The 21182-nt window shown below is 59.9% G+C and carries 20 protein-coding genes and 1 tRNA gene; 8 read left to right on the forward strand and 13 right to left on the reverse strand.

Going from position 1 to position 21182, the window contains the following annotated elements:
• Positions 1-15: 15 nt before the first annotated feature.
• The 5 genes from rsmA to lptG are packed head-to-tail and all read right to left on the reverse strand — an operon-like array spanning position 16 to position 6359.
• Positions 16-855: a 16S rRNA (adenine(1518)-N(6)/adenine(1519)-N(6))-dimethyltransferase RsmA gene (gene rsmA / locus FOY56_RS07680; protein ID WP_146345258.1), complete on the reverse strand. Its 840-nt coding sequence runs from the start codon at positions 853-855 to the stop codon at positions 16-18.
• Entirely contained in the window at positions 852-1883 is a 1032-nt protein-coding gene (gene pdxA / locus FOY56_RS07685) for a 4-hydroxythreonine-4-phosphate dehydrogenase PdxA (RefSeq protein ID WP_146345259.1), read from the reverse strand. The genes rsmA and pdxA overlap by 4 nt, the downstream gene beginning before the upstream one ends.
• Positions 1880-3118 carry a peptidylprolyl isomerase gene (locus tag FOY56_RS07690; protein ID WP_146345260.1) on the reverse strand — a complete coding sequence of 413 codons (1239 nt, stop codon included), beginning with the start codon at positions 3116-3118 and terminating at the stop codon, positions 1880-1882. Before FOY56_RS07690 ends, pdxA begins: the two co-directional genes overlap by 4 nt.
• Positions 3103-5262 carry an LPS-assembly protein LptD gene (locus tag FOY56_RS07695; RefSeq protein WP_146345261.1) on the reverse strand — a complete coding sequence of 720 codons (2160 nt, stop codon included), beginning with the start codon at positions 5260-5262 and terminating at the stop codon, positions 3103-3105. The genes FOY56_RS07690 and FOY56_RS07695 overlap by 16 nt, the downstream gene beginning before the upstream one ends.
• The gene (lptG, locus tag FOY56_RS07700; protein WP_146345262.1) at positions 5259-6359 is read right to left on the reverse strand and encodes an LPS export ABC transporter permease LptG; all 1101 of its coding nucleotides are present in this window, start codon (positions 6357-6359) and stop codon (positions 5259-5261) included. Before lptG ends, FOY56_RS07695 begins: the two co-directional genes overlap by 4 nt.
• A gap of 226 nt (positions 6360-6585) precedes the next feature.
• Between lptG and FOY56_RS07705 the strand changes: the two genes are divergently transcribed.
• From FOY56_RS07705 to FOY56_RS07715, 3 genes are read left to right on the forward strand one after another with little or no spacing between them, the layout of a single operon-like run.
• Complete coding sequence (locus tag FOY56_RS07705) at positions 6586-8070, forward strand: leucyl aminopeptidase (RefSeq protein ID WP_146345263.1); 1485 nt, start codon at positions 6586-6588, stop codon at positions 8068-8070.
• A gap of 51 nt (positions 8071-8121) precedes the next feature.
• Positions 8122-8523 carry a VOC family protein gene (locus tag FOY56_RS07710; protein WP_146345264.1) on the forward strand — a complete coding sequence of 134 codons (402 nt, stop codon included), beginning with the start codon at positions 8122-8124 and terminating at the stop codon, positions 8521-8523.
• Position 8524: 1 nt separating this feature from the next.
• Positions 8525-8983 carry a DNA polymerase III subunit chi gene (locus tag FOY56_RS07715; RefSeq protein ID WP_146345664.1) on the forward strand — a complete coding sequence of 153 codons (459 nt, stop codon included), beginning with the start codon at positions 8525-8527 and terminating at the stop codon, positions 8981-8983.
• A gap of 8 nt (positions 8984-8991) precedes the next feature.
• On the opposite strand, the gene FOY56_RS23540 is transcribed toward FOY56_RS07715, so the two are convergent.
• Positions 8992-10110: a calcium-binding protein gene (locus FOY56_RS23540; protein WP_186766275.1), complete on the reverse strand. Its 1119-nt coding sequence runs from the start codon at positions 10108-10110 to the stop codon at positions 8992-8994.
• Between the two features lie 119 nt (positions 10111-10229).
• On the opposite strand from FOY56_RS23540, the gene FOY56_RS07725 reads away from it, so the two are divergent.
• On the forward strand, positions 10230-11072 hold the full coding sequence (locus FOY56_RS07725; protein ID WP_186766276.1) for a LytTR family DNA-binding domain-containing protein: 843 nt from the start codon (positions 10230-10232) through the stop codon (positions 11070-11072).
• On the opposite strand, the gene FOY56_RS07730 is transcribed toward FOY56_RS07725, so the two are convergent.
• The 4 genes from FOY56_RS07730 to FOY56_RS07745 are packed head-to-tail and all read right to left on the reverse strand — an operon-like array spanning position 11041 to position 14555.
• Entirely contained in the window at positions 11041-11622 is a 582-nt protein-coding gene (locus FOY56_RS07730; protein ID WP_146345266.1) for a retropepsin-like aspartic protease family protein, read from the reverse strand. The two genes, FOY56_RS07725 and FOY56_RS07730, sit on opposite strands and share 32 nt — an antisense overlap.
• A 54-nt stretch (positions 11623-11676) precedes the next feature.
• Positions 11677-12294, reverse strand: coding sequence for a MarC family protein (locus FOY56_RS07735; RefSeq protein ID WP_146345267.1), 618 nt, complete (start codon positions 12292-12294; stop codon positions 11677-11679).
• Positions 12295-12300: 6 nt separating this feature from the next.
• Positions 12301-12696: an ACT domain-containing protein gene (locus FOY56_RS07740; RefSeq protein WP_146345268.1), complete on the reverse strand. Its 396-nt coding sequence runs from the start codon at positions 12694-12696 to the stop codon at positions 12301-12303.
• Positions 12693-14555: an ABC-F family ATP-binding cassette domain-containing protein gene (locus FOY56_RS07745; protein WP_146345269.1), complete on the reverse strand. Its 1863-nt coding sequence runs from the start codon at positions 14553-14555 to the stop codon at positions 12693-12695. Before FOY56_RS07745 ends, FOY56_RS07740 begins: the two co-directional genes overlap by 4 nt.
• Positions 14556-14697: 142 nt before the next feature.
• On the opposite strand from FOY56_RS07745, the gene ndk reads away from it, so the two are divergent.
• Positions 14698-15120, forward strand: coding sequence for a nucleoside-diphosphate kinase (gene ndk / locus FOY56_RS07750; protein ID WP_146345270.1), 423 nt, complete (start codon positions 14698-14700; stop codon positions 15118-15120).
• 86 nt (positions 15121-15206) lie between these two features.
• Here the strand turns inward: ndk and gph are convergent, their stop codons facing one another.
• Positions 15207-15860 (reverse strand): phosphoglycolate phosphatase, encoded by a 654-nt coding sequence (gph, locus tag FOY56_RS07755; protein WP_146345271.1) that lies wholly within the window; start codon positions 15858-15860, stop codon positions 15207-15209.
• Positions 15860-16417 (reverse strand): thioredoxin family protein, encoded by a 558-nt coding sequence (locus FOY56_RS07760; RefSeq protein WP_146345272.1) that lies wholly within the window; start codon positions 16415-16417, stop codon positions 15860-15862. The genes gph and FOY56_RS07760 overlap by 1 nt, the downstream gene beginning before the upstream one ends.
• A 196-nt stretch (positions 16418-16613) precedes the next feature.
• On the opposite strand from FOY56_RS07760, the gene FOY56_RS07765 reads away from it, so the two are divergent.
• The 3 genes from FOY56_RS07765 (at position 16614) to FOY56_RS07775 (ending at position 20590) form a co-directional block, all read left to right on the forward strand.
• Positions 16614-18230, forward strand: a complete 1617-nt coding sequence (locus FOY56_RS07765) for an acyl-CoA carboxylase subunit beta (RefSeq protein WP_146345273.1) — start codon at positions 16614-16616, stop codon at positions 18228-18230.
• Positions 18231-18244: 14 nt separating this feature from the next.
• Positions 18245-20179 (forward strand): acetyl-CoA carboxylase biotin carboxylase subunit, encoded by a 1935-nt coding sequence (locus FOY56_RS07770; protein ID WP_146345274.1) that lies wholly within the window; start codon positions 18245-18247, stop codon positions 20177-20179.
• Between the two features lie 198 nt (positions 20180-20377).
• Positions 20378-20590: a hypothetical protein gene (locus FOY56_RS07775; protein WP_186766277.1), complete on the forward strand. Its 213-nt coding sequence runs from the start codon at positions 20378-20380 to the stop codon at positions 20588-20590.
• Between the two features lie 460 nt (positions 20591-21050).
• Here FOY56_RS07775 and FOY56_RS07780 read toward each other — a convergent pair.
• Positions 21051-21140, reverse strand: a tRNA-Ser gene (locus FOY56_RS07780).
• Between the last annotated feature and the right edge of the window lie 42 nt (positions 21141-21182).

The raw sequence follows: 21182 nt of genomic DNA on the forward strand, positions 1-21182 counted from the left end.
GGTCAGTGTTTTGGTTTAGGTCGCAACCAACCGCGCCAGCGTACAGAATTGTTCCAAAGACACTTGCTCGGCCCGGTCCGTGGGCTTGATGCCCGCGCTGATCAGCCGGTCTTCGATATCTGGCGCCATACCTTTCAACGAGGCGCGCAGCATCTTGCGGCGCTGATTGAACGCCGCAGCGACGACCCGTGACAGGGTTGCCGCATCGGCCGGATACCTGGGCTCGGGCAGGGCGGTCAGATGGACCACTGCGCTGGATACTTTCGGTGGCGGGGTAAACGCTTCGGGGGGAAGCGACAGTACGATCCGGGCCTCGGCCCGCCACTGCGCAAGAATTGCCAACCGGCCATAAGTCTTGCTGCCTGGCTGCGCCACAATACGTTCCGCCACTTCGCGCTGGAACATCAGCGTTAGACTTTGCCAGAAGGGTGGCCATTCAGGCGGGGTCAGCCAGCGCACCAGCAATTCGGTGCCGATATTATACGGCAGGTTCGCCGCAACCCGGATCGGCGGCGTCAAATAAGCCAGCGGATCGATTTTCAATGCATCGCCGCTGATCACTTGAAGCCGCCCGGGATACGCCGCTGCAATTTCTTCCAAAGCAGGCAAACAGCGCGCGTCCTTTTCAACGGCCAGCACCTTGCGCGCGCCTTCGGACAACAACCCACGTGTCAGCCCGCCGGGACCAGGACCGATTTCAAGCACATCGCAATCGCTCAGATCTCCGGCCTGACGGGCAATCTTGGCGGTCAGGTTCAGATCCAGCAGAAAGTTCTGTCCCAACGCCTTTTTTGCAGACAATCCGTGCGTCGCGATCACCTCGCGTAACGGGGGAAGCGTATCGATTGCACTCACAGTCCGGGTTCCGCTTCTTTCTTGTTCGAAATACCCCGGGGAGCGCGAGGGGCTGGCCCCTCGCTCCTGCCAGATGCCATGTCCTGTGCCATTTTCAATGCGGCGATCAGGCTGTCGGGCCGGGCAATCCCCTGGCCCGCAATGTCAAACGCGGTGCCGTGATCGGGGGAGGTTCGGATAAAAGGCAGGCCCAGCGTGACATTGACGCCGCCGTCAAAATCCAGCGTTTTGATCGGGATCAACGCCTGATCGTGATACATGCAAACCGCCACATCATAGCGGGTCCGGGCGGCTGCGTGAAACAGGGTATCGGCGGGATGTGGGCCGGTCAGGGCAAAGCCCTGTCTTTGCATGTCGATGATCAGATCCGCGATCCAGTCGATCTCTTCGCGTCCCATCGCGCCGCCTTCGCCGGCGTGCGGGTTCAGCCCGGTCACGGCGATGCGGGGCTGCGCAATGCCGAACTTGTCGCGCAAGCCACGTGCGGTGATTTCAATGGTTTCGCGCAACAGCCCGGGGGTCAAAACCCGGGGCACGTCTGACAGGGCGATATGGATCGTGGTCGGGACAACCCGCAAGTCCGGGCTGGCCAGCATCATCACGACCCGTTCGACGCCTGCCAGAGCGGCGAGAAATTCAGTATGCCCGGGATAGGCAAACCGTGCCCCGTCAATCAGCGCTTTCTTGTGGATCGGCGCCGTGCACAGGGCCGAGGCGCGGCCTTGCTGAACCAGCGCGACGCCGTGCTGGATGGCCGAGATGACGCCCGCTGCGTTTTGCGGATCGGGCTGGCCGGGCGTTGTCGGGGCCGCAAAGTCATGCGCCAGCACAGGCAATGCATCAGCCGAAACGGTGGCCGCCTGAGAGGGGTCATCCAGCAAGACAGCAGGTGTTCCTTCAGGCAGGTGGCGCGGATCGCCGATCCAGAAGAACGGCACTGCGTCGCGCAGGGCCGCCCAGGCTTTGACCGCCAGCTCGGGGCCGATTCCGGCAGGTTCTCCGCAACTCAGCGCGATGGCCTGGCTCATTTTTCGACGATCACCGCGTCTGCGCGCAACTGGCTGAGCAGACTGTCGGCAAACGACGCAAGCCGCTGGTTGGCCAGCGCGCTTGATATTTGCTCGCGTGAGGCATCTTCGGCCAGCTCGGTTGTTCTGCCGCACAGCATCAGCAGGATCAGGTTCTGACCGCCGGATGTGGTGAGCGCGGTCGAGGTTTCGCCGCTGTCAAGCTTGGCCAGTTCTATTGCGATATCGTTTGGAATGGAGCCGGGGGCTTTCGAGTGGATCTCAAGAACTTCAGGCGGTTGATCTTTGGCGACGCCATAAAGATCGTCGCAGGTGTCGATACGATCGGCAATGCTGGCCGCCGTGGCCAAGGTTTCGGCGGTACGGCCCCCGGCGATGTAATAGGTGGCGTATTCGATCGAGGCGTATTTCGGCGTTCCCGTCGCGGCCTCGCGGATTCCGCGCATCTGAAACAGGGCCACGGCATTGGGCAGTGTGACGGGTTCGGTCACATCACCCGGGTTCAGCGCCATGATCACCGGCTGCAAGGCTGGCGGAAGCGTCGACAGGGTCAGCCAGTCCATCCGGCCGCCATTGTCGCGGCTGGCGGCGGCAGAGTACTGCAAAGCGGCCTGGGAAAACTCTTCATAGCTTTCCAGGTTCGCGATCTGGTCTGCCAGTTCTTCGACCTGACCCAAAGTCTGCGGGCTGACAGGAATGATGATCTCGGACAACAGAACCTGAACGCCGCCACCTGTTCCGCCCTGGCCAATGGCCCGGTCGATTTCGGCATCGGTGGGCCGCGCCTTTCCGCTGAACCGCCCGCCGATATACTCTCGCCAGGTGATCGTCACATCGATGAAGTTTTCCATTGTCTGACGCGCGACGCCGGCCTCTTCCAGAGCCTTGATCATCTCATCACCAGACAGATTGGCGCGGCTGGCGAATTCGTCGATTCCGGCCTTCACGTCTTCGGGACTTGATGAGAAATCGATCTGATCGAAAAGTTGCTGTTTCAACCGGTCATCAATCAGGCCTTCACGGGCCAGTTTATTCCGGTCACCGGGGGCACTCAGGATCTCAAGAAACAGTTGGCGCTGTTCCAGTTCGAACCGGGTGATCGGATCGCCATTGACGGTGATCACCGGAGAGAACAGCGACTGGGTGTGCGCCGGCAAGGCCAGCGAGACGGTCAGCGCCAGTCCGGCGGCAATACGTTTCAGGGGCTGTGCCGGGAAAGTCAGGAATGTTTGCATGATCGCCTGTATTTTTCTGTACCGCTGTCGACGGAGAACCCGCTGAGTGCGATGGTAAAGCCGAAATCGGTCGAAGGCTCAACACTTGTTGACGAAGTGAATCGGCGGCTGAGCGAAAGATCGACCGTGACACATTCATTTTGATAGACCAGCCCGACGCCTGCACGTGTCGCGCGGTCATCTGCGATGTCATAGCGCAGGTTGGCGCTGGCGGTCCAGTTGGGGTTCATCTGATAACTTCCGTCGAACCAGAATTCAGACACTTCGCTGGTCCGGCCTTCGTCAGCGTCGATCCCGAGCCAGATGTATGACCCGGTGACAATGGTCCGATCGCTAAGCCAGTCTCCACGCAGTTCGGCCTTGTCCAGGTCCAGCCCGCCGGTCAGCAACCCACGGGCCGTAAGCGACAGTCCGGTTTCCATCTGGACCTGTCCGGCCAGCAATATGTCAGATGATGTGCCCGACAGGCCTGACGTGGTGGTGAAATCCGACAATGCGGTTGGGCGGAACACCTGGCCGATGGTGGCAAACGCATTCCAGCCATCCGTGCCATAGCGCGCCCAGTTCAACCCCAGAACCATTGATGCGCCGTCTTCGCGCCTGTCAGGCGACGGGAAACGGGACATCGACAGCAGATTGCCCTGATCGAATTCGACAAAGGTGCTTTCGTCATTGGGCACCGATCCGCCAGTGACATCGGCCAAGCCCAGTTGCATCACCGGTTCCAGATAATGCACAGCGCCGGTCGTGGTGCGCTTGGTCATGGGATAGCTGAGTTTCAGGGCCGTGCGCGGGGTGTTTTGCGTGGCACTGGGCGGATAAGCGCTGTCGTGTCGGACCTCGAACCAGTCGGCGGAAAACCCGACCTCCCAGTCGGCCCGTAAACCGCTATTGAACGTCCAGTTGCGGCGCCAGTCGATGTCGGCTGTCATTCGCGCCATATCGCGCCCCAGGATATCCAGATCTGAGGCGCGGGAATGCCCGTGCCCGTTCAGGCTGAGCCGCATTTCGCCGCCAATTGCGGTCGGGAACAGGCGTTTCTGATAGTAGATATCCGCGATTGGAGTGGCCACAAGCGACTCATCTTCGCTGTCGCGCAGAGAGTCATAGTGGATCAGCGAGGTAAAAAACGCGCTGTCACGCCGGATCTGTTCCAGGCTTAACTCGCTGCGCAGGCGGTCGAGGTCTTCCAGCCCGTAATCTGCCAGATAGGCATTGTCCGACACGGCTTTGAGATCGAAAGCGAACCTGAAGTCATTGGCGAAGTTGAATCCGCCAGCACCGAAAATATAGCCGCGTGAATCTCCGGGTTGCAGATCGTCCCGCGTGTAGGCCCCATTGAATTCCATACGCCCGTTGCGGAAGGCCTGACGATAGCGAAGGTCCAGAGTCCGGGTTTTGGACGACAGATAGGGGCTGACGGTCAGATCTTTGCTGTCTCCGATCCGGAAGAAGTAGGGAACTTTGATCCCGGTGCTGAGCAGCGAAGTCGTCCGGACGGACGGGATCAGAAAGCCACTGGCGCGCTCCAGCGTGGGATCGGGCAAGCGCATACCCGGGAAATAGAAAATCGGAATATCAAGAACCCGAAAAGTCGCGTCCTCAAAGTACATCTGACGCTCTTTCTGATCGTGAGTCACCGTCCGCGCACGGATTTGCCAGAGAGGAGGTTTGCCATTTTCACATACGTGACAAGAGGTTACGGCAGTTTTATAAAGCTGCGTATAGCGTCCGCCAACCCGGGTCATCTGAAGCGCGGCAAGCTGAAGCTGCTGTTCGAACACCAGCCGGGCGCCGGTTAGAATTCCGTTTTGCAACCCCTGATCCATTTCGGCGGCATTGGCCAGAACCACAAGCCCGTCGCCTTCGTCGATGCGGATCGGGCCTTCGATGATCAGTTTACCGTTGGCGTCGTCATAGGTGATTTTGCTGGCGGTGAGGCGGGTTTCGCCTTGAAACGCTTCGACATTGCCCTCGGCGATCAACTGGCGTTCGGGGGTGATGGTGACCTGATCGGCAACCAGAATCGCGGGCGGTCCTTCGGACGTCTCTGTGTTGGGTTCCGGGCTTTGGGCGGCGGCAAATCCGGCCCAAAGGCACAGCAGCAGGCAAGTCAGCCAACATGTGAGGGACGGGCGCGTCATCCGTCCTCCGCATGCAGCAAAAGCCCGAGGGCCAGGAAAATTGATGCGATCGGCGCGGCCCAAGCGGCCATCGCGACAGGGATCTGGCCGTTTTCGCCAAGGATCTGGGCGAAGTTCCGCATGAAATAGAGCGCAAACCCCAGCAGGACCGACGCCAGAACCGCAACGCCGGTGCCGCCAAACCGGGTGTGGCGCATGGTAAAGGCCGCACCAACCAGCACCATCGCAACCAGAAACAGCGGTCTGGCCAGTTCGGCCTGATACCAGACCTCGTGTCGGCGGGTCGAAAATCCGGCTTCCCGCAGTTGTCGGATGCTTTGAGGCAGGTCGTAGATCGAGATCCCGGTCGACCGTCCAAGGCTTTCGCGGATCCGGTCTTGGGTCAGGGTCGTCGGGATCAGCAATTCGTCGTGCCGGGCCGCGCTGCTTTCAGGGTTCAGACCAGCGGCCAGCGGCCAGACTTTTACGTTTGAGAGCACCCATGTGTCGTCTTCCAAATCAGCCGTTTCGGCGCGGATTTCGCGCACCGGTCCGCCGCCGTTGGCATAGGTCAGAATGGTCACATCAAAGAGCGTAATGCCGTCTTCGCCAGAAAAGCCGTTGGCATGAATCACCGATTGTCCGCGATCCCCCCCCTGACGCAGCCACAGTCCTTCGCCGCTGAGCGACAGAACAGAGGGTCCGCCGCTGCGATAGGTTTCGGACAAAGTCTGGTACAGATTGGATGTCGCGACGACGATGGGGTTCAGCGTGCTGACGGCCAGCCCGCCGATCACGATGGCAACCATCACGGGCGCCACAAGGGCGCGCAGACCGGACCGCCCCAGTGCCCGGGTCACAACCAGTTCGCTGGACCGCGCCAAACCGACAAACAGAATGATGGTCGACAGGATCATGATCAGCGGCAAAATCTCGCTCATGGCCGCGGGCGCATTCAGCAGGGTCAGGCGAAACAGCTGCCCGAACCCGATGTCGTACCCCTCAAAGCGACGCAATTGTTCGATCAGGTCGATCAGAGTCAGCAGGGTCAGAAAAACCACTGCAATCAGCAGGAAGGCCTGAAGGAACTTGCGGGCGAAATACCGGTCGAGGATCATGCAAAACACCGCATGTCAGACACAAGGACGGGCAGGCTAACCCATCCCGTCAAAAGCGAAAAATGCGACAGAAAAGAACTGTCGATGCCTGACACTGCGATCCCCCCGGCGCCCGCTGCTTTGTTTTGCCGGACCATAAAACAAAACCCAACCGGGGAAAACTGCTATCTGGTCAACCGGATTTGGGCACGCTACCTGTTGCAGCAACAGGCAACAGGAGACACACATGGCCCAGCACACCCCGATCCGTTTCGTTCCGGTCGACGCAGACGCGCTTGAAACAGCGCAAGGCCGCGTTGCGATCATGGTGACCCCGGACGGCAAGATGAGCGTATCGGCACGCCGGATCAACCGCCTGACACGCGGGGCGCTGAACCGGCTTGTGGAAAGCGAGCGGTTCGCAAAGGTGAAACCCGGTGACGTGATCACGATGGCCTGGCCGTCGGGCATGGCCGCCGAAGCGCTGGATGTGCTGGTCATTGCCAAGAATGCGTCCGATATCGAGGCGCGCAAGGCAGGTGCTGCATTGGCGCGTCTTGCGGCGGGCAAATCGGTTCTGGTTTCGGTCGCAGGGCTGAAGCGCGCCGAGAGCCTTGCGATGGGCATGGCGCTGCGGACCTATGAATTCAACGTGCACAAGACGGCTGAGGACGACAGCGCTGCGGGTGAATATCTGGTGGCTGTTGCCAAACCCGAGGAAACCGAAGCCGCCGCCGCCCCGATGCTGGCCGTGGCCGAGGGCGTGCACATGACCCGCGATCTGGTCAATGAACCGGCCAACGTTTTGACCACCACCGAATTTGCCAACCGCCTGGACGAGATGTCGGCGCTGGGGCTTGAGGTCGAAGTACTGGACGAAGCGGCGCTGGAAAAGCTGGGCATGGGGTCGTTGCTGTGTGTCGGACAGGGTTCTGACAGCCCCTCCAAAGTTGTTGTCATGAACTGGAAAGGCGGCGACGCAGACGACGCGCCGCTGGCTTTGGTCGGCAAGGGTGTCGTGTTTGACACCGGCGGGATCTCACTAAAGCCTGCGGGCGGCATGGAAGACATGACTATGGATATGGGTGGCGCCGGCGTCGTCGCGGGCACCATGCGTGCCCTGGCGCTGCGCAAGGCCAAGGCCAATGTCGTGGGTCTGGTTGGGCTGGTTGAAAACATGCCGTCGGGCAATGCCGTGCGTCCGGGCGACGTGGTGACATCGATGAAGGGCGATACGATCGAGGTCATCAACACCGATGCCGAGGGCCGTTTGGTTCTGTGTGACGTGCTTTGGTACACGCAAGAGCGGTTCAAACCTGCGGGCATCATCGATCTGGCAACGCTGACCGGTGCGATCATCATCGGGCTGGGGCATGAAAATGCCGGTGTGTTCTCGAACGACGACGCTTTTTGCAAGTCGTTCCTGAAGGCGGCCGAGGCCGAAGGTGAAGGCGCGTGGCGGATGCCATTGGGCAAAGCCTATGACGACATGCTGAAATCGCGCGTTGCCGACATGAAGAACGTTGGTGGACGCCCTGCCGGGTCGATCACGGCTGCGCAATTCCTGCAACGCTTTATCAAGGACGGAACGCCGTGGATCCATCTGGACATCGCGGGTGTGGCGTCGGTCAAGACCGCCACCGATTATGCGCCCAAAGGGGCCACGGGCTGGGGCGTTGCTGCACTGAGCCGGTTGGTTCAGGATGCGTATGCGACGCGCGACGAAGAGTAAACGCAGCAGGGCCGGGGGCAGGGTGCTTCCGGTTCCGCTCAGGAGGTTGTCATGCTGATTCCCACCACCCGGTATCGTGATTGCGAGACCGCTCTGGCCTTTTTGACCGAGGTTCTGGGGCTGTCTGAACACGCTGTTCACCGGGACGCGTTGGGGCAGATCGTGCATGCCGAGCTGATGCTGGGGCAGGGCATGGTGATGTTCGGGCCTTGGTCCAAAGGCGCGTTTGATCAGTTCATGGTCGATCCAACCTCCGTCGGGGGCGAAACCACGACGATCTATGGCGTGGTCGACGATCTGGCTGCGCGGTATCAGCGTATTGTCGACGCCGGGGCAGATGTCGTGCTGCCTTTGGAAGAGCAATCTTATGGCGGCGGCAATTTCAGCGTGCGCGACCCCGAAGGCCATGTCTGGAGCTTTGGCGATTATGACCCGCTCGCGGGCCGGGGCTAAGATGGGCGCGGTTTACTTTTATCACCTGACCCACCGACCAGTCGAAGACACGCTGACTGTCCTGCTGGGCAAAGCGCGCCAGGCCGGGTGGCGGATTGCCGTGCGTGGCGCGGATCGGGATCGGCTGACCTGGCTGGACGAAAAGCTGTGGCAAGGTCCGGATGACGGGTTTCTGCCGCATGGGTTGGCCGGGGGGGCGCATGATGCGGATCAACCTATATTGCTGACGTCTGAGCCTGTGGCTGCCAATACTCCGGCGTGCGTCATGAGTGTCGATGGCGCGGATATCCAGCCCGACGAGGTCGCCGGGCTGGAGCGGGTTTGTATCCTGTTTGACGGGCATGACAGCATGGCCGTTGACCACGCGCGGGGTCAGTGGAAAGCGCTGACCGCCGCGGGATGTTCGGCGCAATACTGGTCCGAAGAATCGGGCCGGTGGGAAAAGAAGGCCGAGCGTTAGGACGCTATTCAGACCATGGGAAACGCGCCGATGTAAAAGCCCGACACGTCGCCGCCATAGGTGTCGAAAGCGTAAGTTCCGTTATCGACGCGGGTGATGTTTTCCAACATAATCGTCAGATACGGATCACCCCCCGGCGCGCAACCCAGCTCGCCTCCGCTGCTGGCGCTGTCAAACAGCTCTACAGCCTCGGCCGCCGTCTGTTCGGTGAACAGCAACATGTCAAGATTGATATCCTCGGCCTGAGCGCCGCGCAGGATCACCTGTGCATCGCCGGTTCGGATCTCGACTCCACGAACGGTCTCACGCCATTGGAAATGATCCAGCGTGCCGTTTTCCAGATCGGCCAGCGTGCCGTCTAGCTTGCTGATAGTGCATTCCTGAAGCGAACTGGTGAAAACCAGCATATCCTGAGGGTCAAAATCCATCACGCGGGTGCGCAGCACATTGGGGCCGCCTCCGCCCGAGTTGTCGAACGAGTCAAATATGAAAATATCGCTGCCCAATCCACCGCGCGCGATGTTCACACCGCCCTCGAACACCATCACGTCATTGCCGGCGCCGCCATTGGCGGTGTCGTTCCCGGACCCGACGATCAGCAGGTCAGCATCGCTGCCACCGATCAGCCGGTCATTGTTCGCGCCGCCAATCAACAGATCCATGCCGCGCCCGCCCAACAGGACGTCATTGCCATCGCCGCCATAGGCCGCATCGTTGCCGTCGCGCATGTCGAAGCGGTCATTGAAGTCAAACCCGGTGCCCCAGTCATCGCCGCCGCGCCCGCGCACGCTGATCGCCGTGTCGCCCAGCAGCGCGGCGTGCACGTCGGTGCTGAGAACGTCGATCCAGTTGGTCCCGCCCATTGGTTCGGGCGTTTCAAACGCCGCCGTAAACGCGGCGACGCCTTCGTCCCAGCCTGCGAGGCTTTCGACATGGATCTCATCGCCGATGGTCACGTAATTCAGGCGCAGTTCCTTCGTGCCGCCGTCCATCAAGAACACTGCGGTGCCTGTCAGTTCGGTTCCCATGCCAGATGTCGAGAATAACCCCAGTTCCAGCGCGTTGAACCAGTCAATGAAATCGTCTGCTTTGTGGTCCACCACGGACAGCGTCAATTTATTGGGCATGAAATCGTCCTTTCAAATTTCGTTGTCCGAACGCTAGACCGGGGCTGGCGGTCGCAAAAAGTGATACTTCGTCAAAACCGTTGAAAACACGGGGTCTTATTCGTAGAAACATGTTCACGATGCGTGAAATTGATGTTGTCTTTGACCCTGAGAGAAAGCTGTTTCTCTATTTCGGCGTGGCGTTTATGGCCATAGCTGTCGGCCCGTTTGGCACCTACGAGGCGATGGGGTTATGGGATCGCACGGTTTTCTGGACGCTGGATGTGATGGGCGGAATGGTAATCATCGTGCCTGTCTTGCATGTGTTTTATCACAGCCGCCTGATGGCCGGGCTTCCGTCGCTGGTTCGGTTCGGGCTGGGGGTTGCGTTGGGCGCCTTGCCGGCTGCCGGATTTATTACACTGCTGTATGGAACGATTGGAGCCGACCTGCAGATTTCGACCCCGTTCCCGGTTCTCTATATCGAGGTCACGGTCTTTTCGACGCTGCTTTTGCTGACCGAATTCATCCTCTGGCCGATGGTGTTTGGCACGCCTGAACCGCAGCCCGCCGTGGTCGCCGCACCCCATGAGCCGGTGCCGGTTTCAAAGTCCCCGGTCCCAGCGCTGTTGACGCGGCTAGCGGTCGAACATCGTGACGCGGCGATCATCTCGATTTCGATGCAGGATCACTATGCCGAGGTGACCACAACTGTCGGAACGGCGCTGATCCTGATGCGGTTGAACGATGCAATCGATCTGCTTGAAGGATATCCCGGTGCCCGCATCCAACGCTCACATTGGGTCGCCAAGGATTTCGTCACAGGAATCGAACGGTCCGGGCGGCGCGTTGAGGTGCGTTTGCAGGATGGCAGAACCCTGCCAATCGGGGCAACTTATCTGAAAGCCGTGCAACAGAGCCTTGGGTTTGCCGTTACCGACGTAAAGGCGCCTAACGGGTCAGAAGCAGCCCGTCGCGGGTGATTTCGATCTTCTGGAACCGTTGCAGATAGGTCATGCCCAGCAAGGATTGCCCCATCTCGCCCTCGTTGACCTGAGCGGGCAGATTGGTGTCCTTGATTGGACCAAGCGCCACGGTATCCAGCCGGATGGGGGCAGTTCGGACCTCGCCATTGGCGGTCATGGCGCGACCTATGTAGGCCAGCGAACCAAGGTCGATCCCGGCGCGTTTGGCGTCGGCCTGGGTCAGCACGATCTGGCTTGCGCCGGTGTCGACCATGAAGGTCACCGGCGTGTCGTTTAGTTTCAGGGTCAGATAATAGTGGCCATCGGGCGCGCGCGGCACCTCAATCCCGCCTGTGGAGGTGACACTGCCCAATTGCGGGCGCAGGGTGGTGCGGATGTCGTCCCACAGGCCAACCATGGCAATGACGCCGACAAAGATCAGCAGCCAGGCCATTGCGTGTTGTAAGGTGCGCCCCAACGACTGGCGGTTGTGTACAAAGAACCACGTCAGCAGCGCACCGACCAGCAACAGCAGGTAGATCATTCTGCCCCAATCCATGTCGGTCATGCGGTGTCTCCGTGTGGTGCCATGGGATACATGTAGGCGCTGGTTGCGCCGATCCTAGGCTCCAAGGCCAAATGCGCGCAGCCCGTCGAGCACGAATTGTACCGACAAGGCCGCCAGAAGCATCCCCAGCAAGCGCGTGACGACATTGATCACAGTGCGCCCCAGCAGGCGTTCGAAATGACTGCCGAGGCGGAACAGCACAAAGACAAGCACCAGTACGGCAACCATGACACCCAGCACCGACGCAAGACCCAGCAGACCGGGTTGCTGGCCTGCAAGCAGAATGATGGACGCGATGGAGCCCGGTCCGGCAATCAGCGGGATCGCCAGCGGGAAGACGGAGGGATCATTGTGATCCTCTTCTTCGGCCTGATCTTCGCGGCGTTTGGTGCGGCGTTCGAACAGCATGTCGAGCGCGGTAATGAACAACAGAATGCCGCCTGCCACGCGGAAGGCGGGCATCGAGATGCCGACAAAGCCCAGCACGGCCTCGCCCGAGATTGCGAACAGGGTCAGCAGAATCGCAGCGACCCCGCAGGATCTAAAGGCGATGGCATTGCGTTGTTGCGGGGTCATGCCCTGGGTCAGAGCGATGAACAGCGGCATCAACCCGATTGGATCGACGATCACGAACAGGGTGACAAAAGCGGTGATCAGAAAGGCGCTGTCCATGCGGGGTTATCCCTGACGTTCGGCTTGCGACCGCGCGATCAGGATGGACAGCGCCCGGTCGGCCATATTGGCGGGAACAAAGATGTGGTCATGGTGAAAGGCTGCGATCACGTTGCAGGGGATTTTCGCCTCGGATAGGGCAACCGCCACGGCAGCGGTCAGCCCGATCCCGTCCAGGGCAGACTGCACATGCAGCGTGATGCACCGCATCACGTGATCGTCGGTGTCATTAGCGGGCAGGATCAGCGACAGGCCTTCGTCTTCGCGAAAGCTGGCCAGGGCGTTGGGAATGTGCGCAGCAGCGTCAGCGGCATCGGAAAAAGTTCGAAATACCCATGTGCCGGGCTGCAGTTCGGGTTGCATTTGTGCAATCATTGCAAAGGTTTCGCGAACTGTGCTCATCCGGATTTCCCTTCACCCTTTTCAAGCGCATCCAAAGCCTCCATCCACATGGCCTCGGCCCGATCAAGGCCTTCCATCACCTCGGCATGTTTCTTTTGCCACAACGAGATTTCGTGTTGGCGTCCGGGGTCATAAAGAGTCGGGTCCGCCAGCTTGGTATCCAGTTTCTCGCGCATCCCGGTCAGTTTTTCGATCCGTTCTTCGGCTTTGCGCACGTCTGTCCGCAACGCTGTCAAAGCATCGCGCGACAGGCGTTTGGGTTTGCCATTTTTTTTCGCACCCGATTTCGATACGGGTTTGTCTTTGGCCAGCAGAAGGGTGCGATAGGCGTCAAGGTCGCCCTCGAACGGTTCAACCGTGCCGTTCGACACCAGCCAGAGCCGGTCCGCCACAAGGCTGAGCAAGTGCATGTCGTGGGTCACAAGGATCACGGCACCGGAATAGTCGGTCAGCGCCTCGACCAGCGCCTCGCGGCTTTCGATATCGAGGTGGTTGGTCGGCTCATCAAGGATCAGCATATGCGGCGCGTCGATGGTGGCGATCAGCAGGCTGAGACGCGCCTTCTGTCCACCCGACAGGCGGCCAACTTCGGTCAGGGCCTGATCCGCGTTCAGACCGAATCCTGACAGGCGCGAACGCCATCTTGCAGGGGATTCACCGGGTCTCAGTCGCCGCAGGTGATCAAGCGGGGTTTCATCGACATAAAGCTCATCAACCTGATGCTGGGCGAAATAGCCGATGCGCAGTTTTGACGACTTTGTCATGTGACCGGCCATCAATGGCAAACGATCACTGAGCAGCTTGGCCAGAGTCGATTTGCCCTGACCGTTTTTGCCCAGCAGCGCGATCCGGTCGTCCTGATCGATCCGCAGATTCAGACGCCGCAGCACCTCGGTTTCACCATAACCGGTTATGCCGCCTTCAAGGTTGATGATCGGCGGCGACAGTTCTTCGGGCGTGGGGAAGGAAAACGCACGCAACGCGGCCTCTTGCGGGGATGAGATCGGCTGAAGCTTGGCCAGCGCCTTGATCCGCGATTGCGCCTGTTTCGCCTTGTCCGCCTTGTAGCGGAACCGATCGACGTAAGATTGCAGATGCGCGCGACGGGCGTCTTGTTTCTTGGCCATCGCATCGGCCTGGGCCAGCTTTTCGGCGCGTTGGCGGGCGAACTGGTCGTAGGGGCCCTGATAGAGCGTCAGCTTGCGGTCTTCCAGATGCAGGATCGCGCCGACGGCCCGGTTCAGCAGGCCCCGGTCGTGGCTGATGATCAAAACGGTGTGCGGATACTTGGCCAGATAGGTTTCAAGCCACAACGCGCCCTCAAGATCCAGATAGTTGGTTGGTTCGTCCAACAACAACAGGTCAGGCTGGGCAAACAAAACTGCCGCCAGGGCAACACGCATCCGCCAGCCGCCCGAGTAATCGGAACAGGGGCGTTGCTGGTCGTCGTTGTCAAAGCCAAGCCCCTTAAGGATGCTGGCAGCACGGCTTTCGGCGGACCAGGCATCGATATCGACCAGACGGGTCTGAATGTCGGCGATCCGGGTCGGGTCGGTGGCGGTTTCGGATTCGGCCATCAGCGCGGTGCGTTCGGTATCAGCCGCCAGCACTGTATCGATCAGCGACACACCCGACGACGGGACTTCCTGTGCGACGCCCCCAATGCGGGCACGCGAAGGCAGCGAGATTGCGCCTGATTCCAGCACCAGCTCTTCGCGTATCAGGCGGAACAGGGTGGTCTTGCCGGTTCCGTTGCGACCCACCACACCCACCTTGTGGCCATCGGGTATGACGGCACTGGCCTGTTCGAACAGCGGGCGGCCTTCGACCGCGTAGGTTATGTTATCAATCCGTAGCATAGCGAGGCCCCTAGCAGAGCGTGGCCGGCTTTGCCAGCACGGTTCTCAGCCCCCTTCCCAAAGCCATCAGGCCATGCTAGGCGAGCGCCAAATTCATTCACGGAGGTCCGCGTGGGCCCCGTCAGACGAGGAGAACGCCAAAATGGCTTTGGAACGCACTTTTTCGATCATCAAGCCCGATGCAACCCGCCGCAACCTTACCGGTAAGATCAATGCGAAATTTGAAGACGCCGGTCTGCGGATCATCGCTCAGAAGCGCATTCACATGACCAAAGCGCAGGCTGGCAAGTTCTATGAAGTGCACGCCGAGCGCCCGTTCTATGGCGAACTGTGTGACTTCATGTGCTCCGAGCCGGTTGTGGTTCAGGTTCTGGAAGGCGAAAACGCCATCACCAAGAACCGTGAAATCATGGGCGCCACCAACCCAGCAGACGCGGCGCCGGGCACCATCCGCGCCGAGTTCGCAGAATCGGTTGGCGAAAACTCGGTCCACGGTTCGGACGCACCAGAAACGGCCGCTATCGAGATCGCCTACTTCTTCTCGGGCCTTGAACTGGTTGGCTGACCCATACGGGGTATCGTAAGATTTCGAACGGTTTTTGTACCGTTTGTAAAAACAGGCCGCTCATCTGAGCGGCCTGTTTTGGTTTGTCAGACGCCCGTCAGGCAATGATCGACACGATCCGACAGGTCAGAAAAATCCGAAAACGCAACAGTATGCTGGATCTGGTCGATCGGGGTCTTTCGATAGCCTTCCGTAAACAACAGAAACGGGATGCCCGCACGCTCAGCCGTTTCGGCATCAACCTCGCTATCCCCAACATATAACACCGGGCCCGAGCCCAATGCATCGCAGGCGGCGTGAAGCGGGGCGGGATCGGGTTTGCGTTTAGGCAGGGAGTCGCCTCCTATGACGCAATCAAACGGGTGCAGGTTCAGCTTTTTCAGGATGTCCCGGGCAGGTTGTTCCGGTTTGTTGGTACAGATCCCAAGGGTATGGCCATTGGTCGCCAGCGCGGTCAAAGCCTGTTGAACGCCAGGGTACAGTACCGACTGGGTGCCGCTGACTGCGTTATAGTGATCGAGAACGCGTTGCGTGAGCTCGGCGTGGTCTTGCATATCCAGAGCCGTCGCGTTGATCACGAGTTTAACAAGATGCGGTAACCCGTTGCCTATGAATGAAATCACTGTGCCAAGATCAAGCGGCGCACAGCCTTCTTCCTTGAGCATGAGGGCCACAGCGGCGTGTATGTCAGGCGCGCTGTCGATCAGAGTTCCGTCCAGATCAAAGACGATCCGGGCCATCAGCTGGCCTTCCATTTGATCGAGCAGCCCATTGACGGGATTTGATCGGTCGGGCCATTGCCGGTTTCGGCGACTTGCAGCATGGCTGTCACAAGGTCGCGTTGCATGTCAGCAGGACGTGGGTTTTTACCGGCAGCGTCCAGACGGCCCCGGTATTGCAGGCCCAGATCGGCATTGAACCCGAAGAAATCCGGTGTGCAACTTGCGCCATAGGCTTTGGCGACCTCCTGAGATTCGTCATACAGGTATGGGAACGGAAGGCCGCGTGTTTCGGCAAGGACCGCCATTTTGTCGAAACTGTCGGCTGGATAGCTGGCCACGTCATTGGATGAAATCGCTGCGACCCCGATTCCGGCGATCTGCAGTTCGGCCACGTCGATGATCAGACGATCCAGCACGCCCAGAACATATGGGCAGTGATTGCAGATGAACATGATCAGCGTGCCCTTGGGACCGGCTATGTCGCTTAGGGCATAGGTTTTGCCATCTGTTGCGGGCAGCGAGAAATCCGGGGCCGCCCAACCAAAGTCGCAGACGGGAGGGGAAACGAGGGACATGGCGATCTCCTTCAGGTGTACCGGACCTTAGATGGCGCGGTTTTGCGCGCAGTTTAGCCAATCGCGCCCGGGTGTCGATTGATGGAATGTGCAAATGCGCCGTTCCGTCATTGTTGCCAAGCCTTGCCAATTGCGCCCTCATGTTACTGGAAACAGGGAGGAGCGCACCCCGCAGTGCGGGGGCGAGAACAGGACCATGGCCAGACTTCAGACCTCGATTTCGCCAGCATCCGAGGCGTTCAACCAAAACAGGCAGGGGATGCTGGATCTGCTGCAAGAGGTGCACAGCATCGAGGCCCGCACCCGCGCTGCGTCAGAACGGTCGCGCGAAAGATTCGAGAAACGTCACCAATTGCTGCCACGGGATCGGGTGGCGTTGCTGTTGGATCCGGGGAGGCCGTTCATAGAACTGTCCAAGCTGGCGGGCTTTGGACTGGATACCAAGAATATCGAAAAGTCGGTGGCTGGGGCCGGGGTGATCGCCGGGATCGGCTTTGTTTCGGGTATTCGCTGCATGATCAGTGCGTCGGATTCCGGTATTGCTGCTGGTGCGCTGCAACCGATGGGGCTGGACAAGCAGTTGCGGGTTCAGGAAATCGCGCTGGAAAACAAGCTGCCGTTGATCCAGCTGGTCGAAAGCGCGGGCGCGAACCTGATGGCGTACCGGGTCGAAGATTTCATTCATGGCGGCAGCTTGTTCCGCAACCTCGCCCGGTTTTCAGCCGCCGGATTGCCGGTGATCACCATCACCCATGGCAGTTCGACGGCGGGCGGAGCCTATCAGACCGGATTGTCGGATTACATCATCATGGTGCGGGGACGCACCCGGGCGTTTCTGGCCGGGCCGCCATTGCTGAAGGCGGCGACGGGCGAAGTCGCAACCGAAGAAGAGCTGGGCGGGGCCGAGATGCACACCGGTGTTTCGGGGCTGGGGGATTATCTGGTCGAGGATGACCGCGAAGCGATTGGGCTGGCGCGGTCCATCCTGTCCAATATCGACTGGAATGATGCGCCCGAGGTGGCGCGCGGGTTTGAACCACCGGCCTATGCGCCCGAGGAATTGCTGGGCGTGATGCCGATGGACTATCGCCAGCCGGTTGACATGCGCGAGGTGATCGCGCGGGTCGTCGATGGCTCGGACTTTGTTGAATTTGGCGAACGTTATGGCGGGGCCACGGTTTCTGGTAATGCGCGGATTGCGGGCTGGCCCATCGGGATCATCACCAACAACGGCCCGATTGACCCGGCAGGCGCCACCAAGGCGACGCATTTCATTCAGGCCTGCTGTCAGGCAGGAACACCGCTTTTGTACCTGAACAACACCACCGGGTTCATGGTTGGCAAATCTTATGAGGAAAGCGGCATCATCAAGCATGGGTCCAAGATGATCCAGGCGGTGACCAATGCGACGGTGCCGCAGTTTACGTTGTATTGCGGGGCGTCATTCGGGGCGGGAAATTACGGCATGTGTGGGCGGGGGTTCGACCCCCGGTTCTGCTTTAGCTGGCCCAACGCCAAGACGGCGGTCATGGGCGGGGAACAGGCAGCAGGCACCATGGCCGTGGTACAGGAGGCCCGTGCGGCGCGCACGGGAGAAGCGGTGGATCCACAGATGATGGAGGCTATGAAGGCGCAGATCGTGCAGACTTTTGACGGTCAGATGAGCGCTTTTTACACCTCGGCCCGGATGCTGGACGATGGTGTGATCGACCCGCGTGATACGCGCGAATTGATGATCGAGCTGATGAAGATCACCCGCGAAGAGGCCGCCCGCAGCCCGAATGAAATCCAGTTCGCTGTGGCGCGCCCGTGATGGAGACTTCTCAGATGACACCTTTAGACACCCTTCTGGTTGCCAACAGGGGCGAAATTGCGGTTCGGATCATGCGCACGGCCAAAGCGATGGGGCTGCGCACCGTTGCTGTGTATTCTGAAGCCGATGCCGCGGCGCTGCATGTTTCACTGGCCGATCAGGCCGTGTGCATCGGCGGTGCGTCGGCAACTGAGTCGTATCTGCGGATAGACCGGATAATCGAGGCCGCACAGGCCACAGGCGCACAGGCGGTGCATCCCGGATATGGGTTTCTGGCGGAAAACGCCGCGTTTGCCGATGCCTGTGACAAGGCGGGGCTGATCTTTGTCGGGCCATCGGCGCAGGTGATCGCCAGCATGGGCGACAAGGCCGGCGCCAAGGCGTTGATGCAAGCGGCGGGTGTTCCTTGCGTGCCGGGGTATCAGGGCGAAGATCAATCGCCCACGCGCTTGCGGGACGAGGCACGCCAGATCGGTTTCCCGGTGATGATCAAGGCCACATCTGGCGGCGGTGGGCGCGGTATGCGGCTGGTCGAACGCGAAGAGATGTTTGACGAACTGCTGCGCTCGGCCCGGTCCGAGGCTTTGTCGGCCTTTGGCGACGATACAGTGTTGCTGGAAAAGGCGATTGTGAACCCTCGCCATGTCGAGATCCAGGTGATGGCCGACAGTCAAGGCAATGCCATTCACTGCGGTGAGCGGGATTGTTCGGTGCAGCGGCGACATCAGAAGGTCATCGAAGAAGCGCCGTCTCCGGCGGTTAACGAAGCTTTACGGGCGCGGATGGGCGAAGCGTCTTTGAACGCGGTGCGCACGATTGGCTATGAAGGGGCAGGGACGTTTGAATACCTGCTGGATCGTGAGGGTGCCTTCTATTTCATGGAAATGAACACGCGCCTGCAGGTCGAACACCCTGTCACCGAAGCGATTACCGGTCTGGATCTGGTCGAATTGCAATTGCGCGTGGCCGCCGGTGAGGTTTTGGCCCTGTCGCAGTCCGACGTGCGGTTTCACGGCCATGCCATCGAAGTCCGGTTGTGCGCTGAAGATCCGGCTGCCGGGTTCATGCCGCAAAGCGGAGTGATGGGGCGGTGGCGTCCATCGCCGGCTTTGCGCACCGATAGCGGGCTGTTCGACGGGGCCGAAATCCCGGTGCACTACGATTCGATGGTGGCAAAGCTGATCGCGCATGGCGACACCCGTGAAGATGCGAGAAGGGCGCTGAGGGGCGGGCTGTCAGACACTGTTGCTTTGGGCGTCACCACCAACCAGTCGTTTCTGAGCGCCTGCCTGGATCATCCCGACTTCGTTGCCGGGACAGCGACAACAGGGTTCATCGAAACGCATAAGTGCGATCTGTTGCCAGACAACGCGACGCAAGACGCGCATATGGCGATGATCACCGCCGCCCTTCTGCGCGCAGGGCCTACGACGCGGCTGAGCCACGGTTTCCCCACGCCACTTAGGTTGGAACGGGGTGGGGTGGTTCACACGCCAACCGTCGCAGCGCTGCCAGAGGGAAGATGCCGGGTCACGATGAACGAGCGGACGCTGGACATGACAGTGTCCTCGGTCGACGGCATTCAGGCCCGGTTCAGCATCGATGGCACAGCACAGACCGCCCAGATCCTGCGGATTGACGGGCAGATTGCGGTGCACACACAGGACGGTCCGTTCACGTTCACGGATCTGACCTTTGAGCCTGTCGTGACCTCAGGCCCTGCCGGAGGGGATGGCAAGGTGCGCGCGTCGATGAACGGAACCGTGGTGTCCGTTGGGGTGTCCGTCGGGGATACAGTGGCACCCGGTCAGACGGTGCTGGTGCTGGAAGCGATGAAGATGGAGCATACCCATACTGCGCTGGTCGATGGCACGGTGACGGCCGTGCATGTGGCGCCGGGCAGTCAGGTCACAGCACATTTTGTCGTTGTCGAGATCGACCCGGGATGACGGATGCACCCCGCATCCATGGCTTAGGCTGCGGCTCGCGTCACAAAAAAACCGGTCACGGAGGCGGCGACAGATAATCGCCGACCCCTCGTGCGTTCATTGGGACCGGGAGCCTCCCGGTCTTTGCGTTTTGCGACGTGGCCGAGGATTGACAGGTGGACATCGGCCATCAACGATGGTGATGAAATGGAAGTCATCATGTTTGGTCTGGTTCGAAAAACGGAGTCCCCAAAGACGCGCTTCCTAATCTGCCAGTCGGGAAGTGATTTCGAAATCGTCGGGGAATCGCATTATCAGACTGCGCTTGAACGCTTGGCTGGTGGCAAAAAGCCAGACGGGGTTGAGGTGGATACTGGTGCGCTTTTGATCCCTGAACCCGAAAACCCATATGATGAAAATGCGGTAAAATAGAAATCGACGGGCAAAAGGTCGGGCATTTGGCCCGTGATGATACAGCAGCCTTCCACCGGGCATTGCGGCAGTATGGTGCAGAACAGGCGTTTTGCGCGGCTCGAATTGTCGGCGGATGGGACCGAGGCGATGGTGACATAGGCAGCTTTGGCGTAAAGCTGGACTTGATATGGCCACCCAACGGGAAAACTAGCGAGCGCTGAATTCCAACAAAAATGTTGTTGCGCCCCATTCCACCAGGACGTGATCCCATAGATAGCCAGACATTGGGGCAGGTGCCTGTGTCATAACGTGAGCGAGACACTCATGACTTTTGTCATTCACGGCCTTGGCGACCAAAAGGCAAAAAAATGTGCGAGAATACACATTATTTCACAGCGTTTTGGGGGTGTTGGATTCTTTGGCAGTTCGCTGAGTTGAGTTTTCTTATGAAACGAAAGCAGTGCGCTAGCAGCCATGATGGCGGAGAGACAGGGATTCGAACCCTGGGAACCCGTAAAGGCTCAACGGTTTTCGAGACCGCCCCGTTCGACCACTCCGGCACCTCTCCGCGGGGATCGGGAGGCGTGTAATTCGGATTTCCACGGGTGGC

It is taken from the genome of Falsiphaeobacter marinintestinus (genome assembly GCF_007923355.1).
Classification (GTDB): domain Bacteria; phylum Pseudomonadota; class Alphaproteobacteria; order Rhodobacterales; family Rhodobacteraceae; genus Phaeobacter_A; species Phaeobacter_A marinintestinus.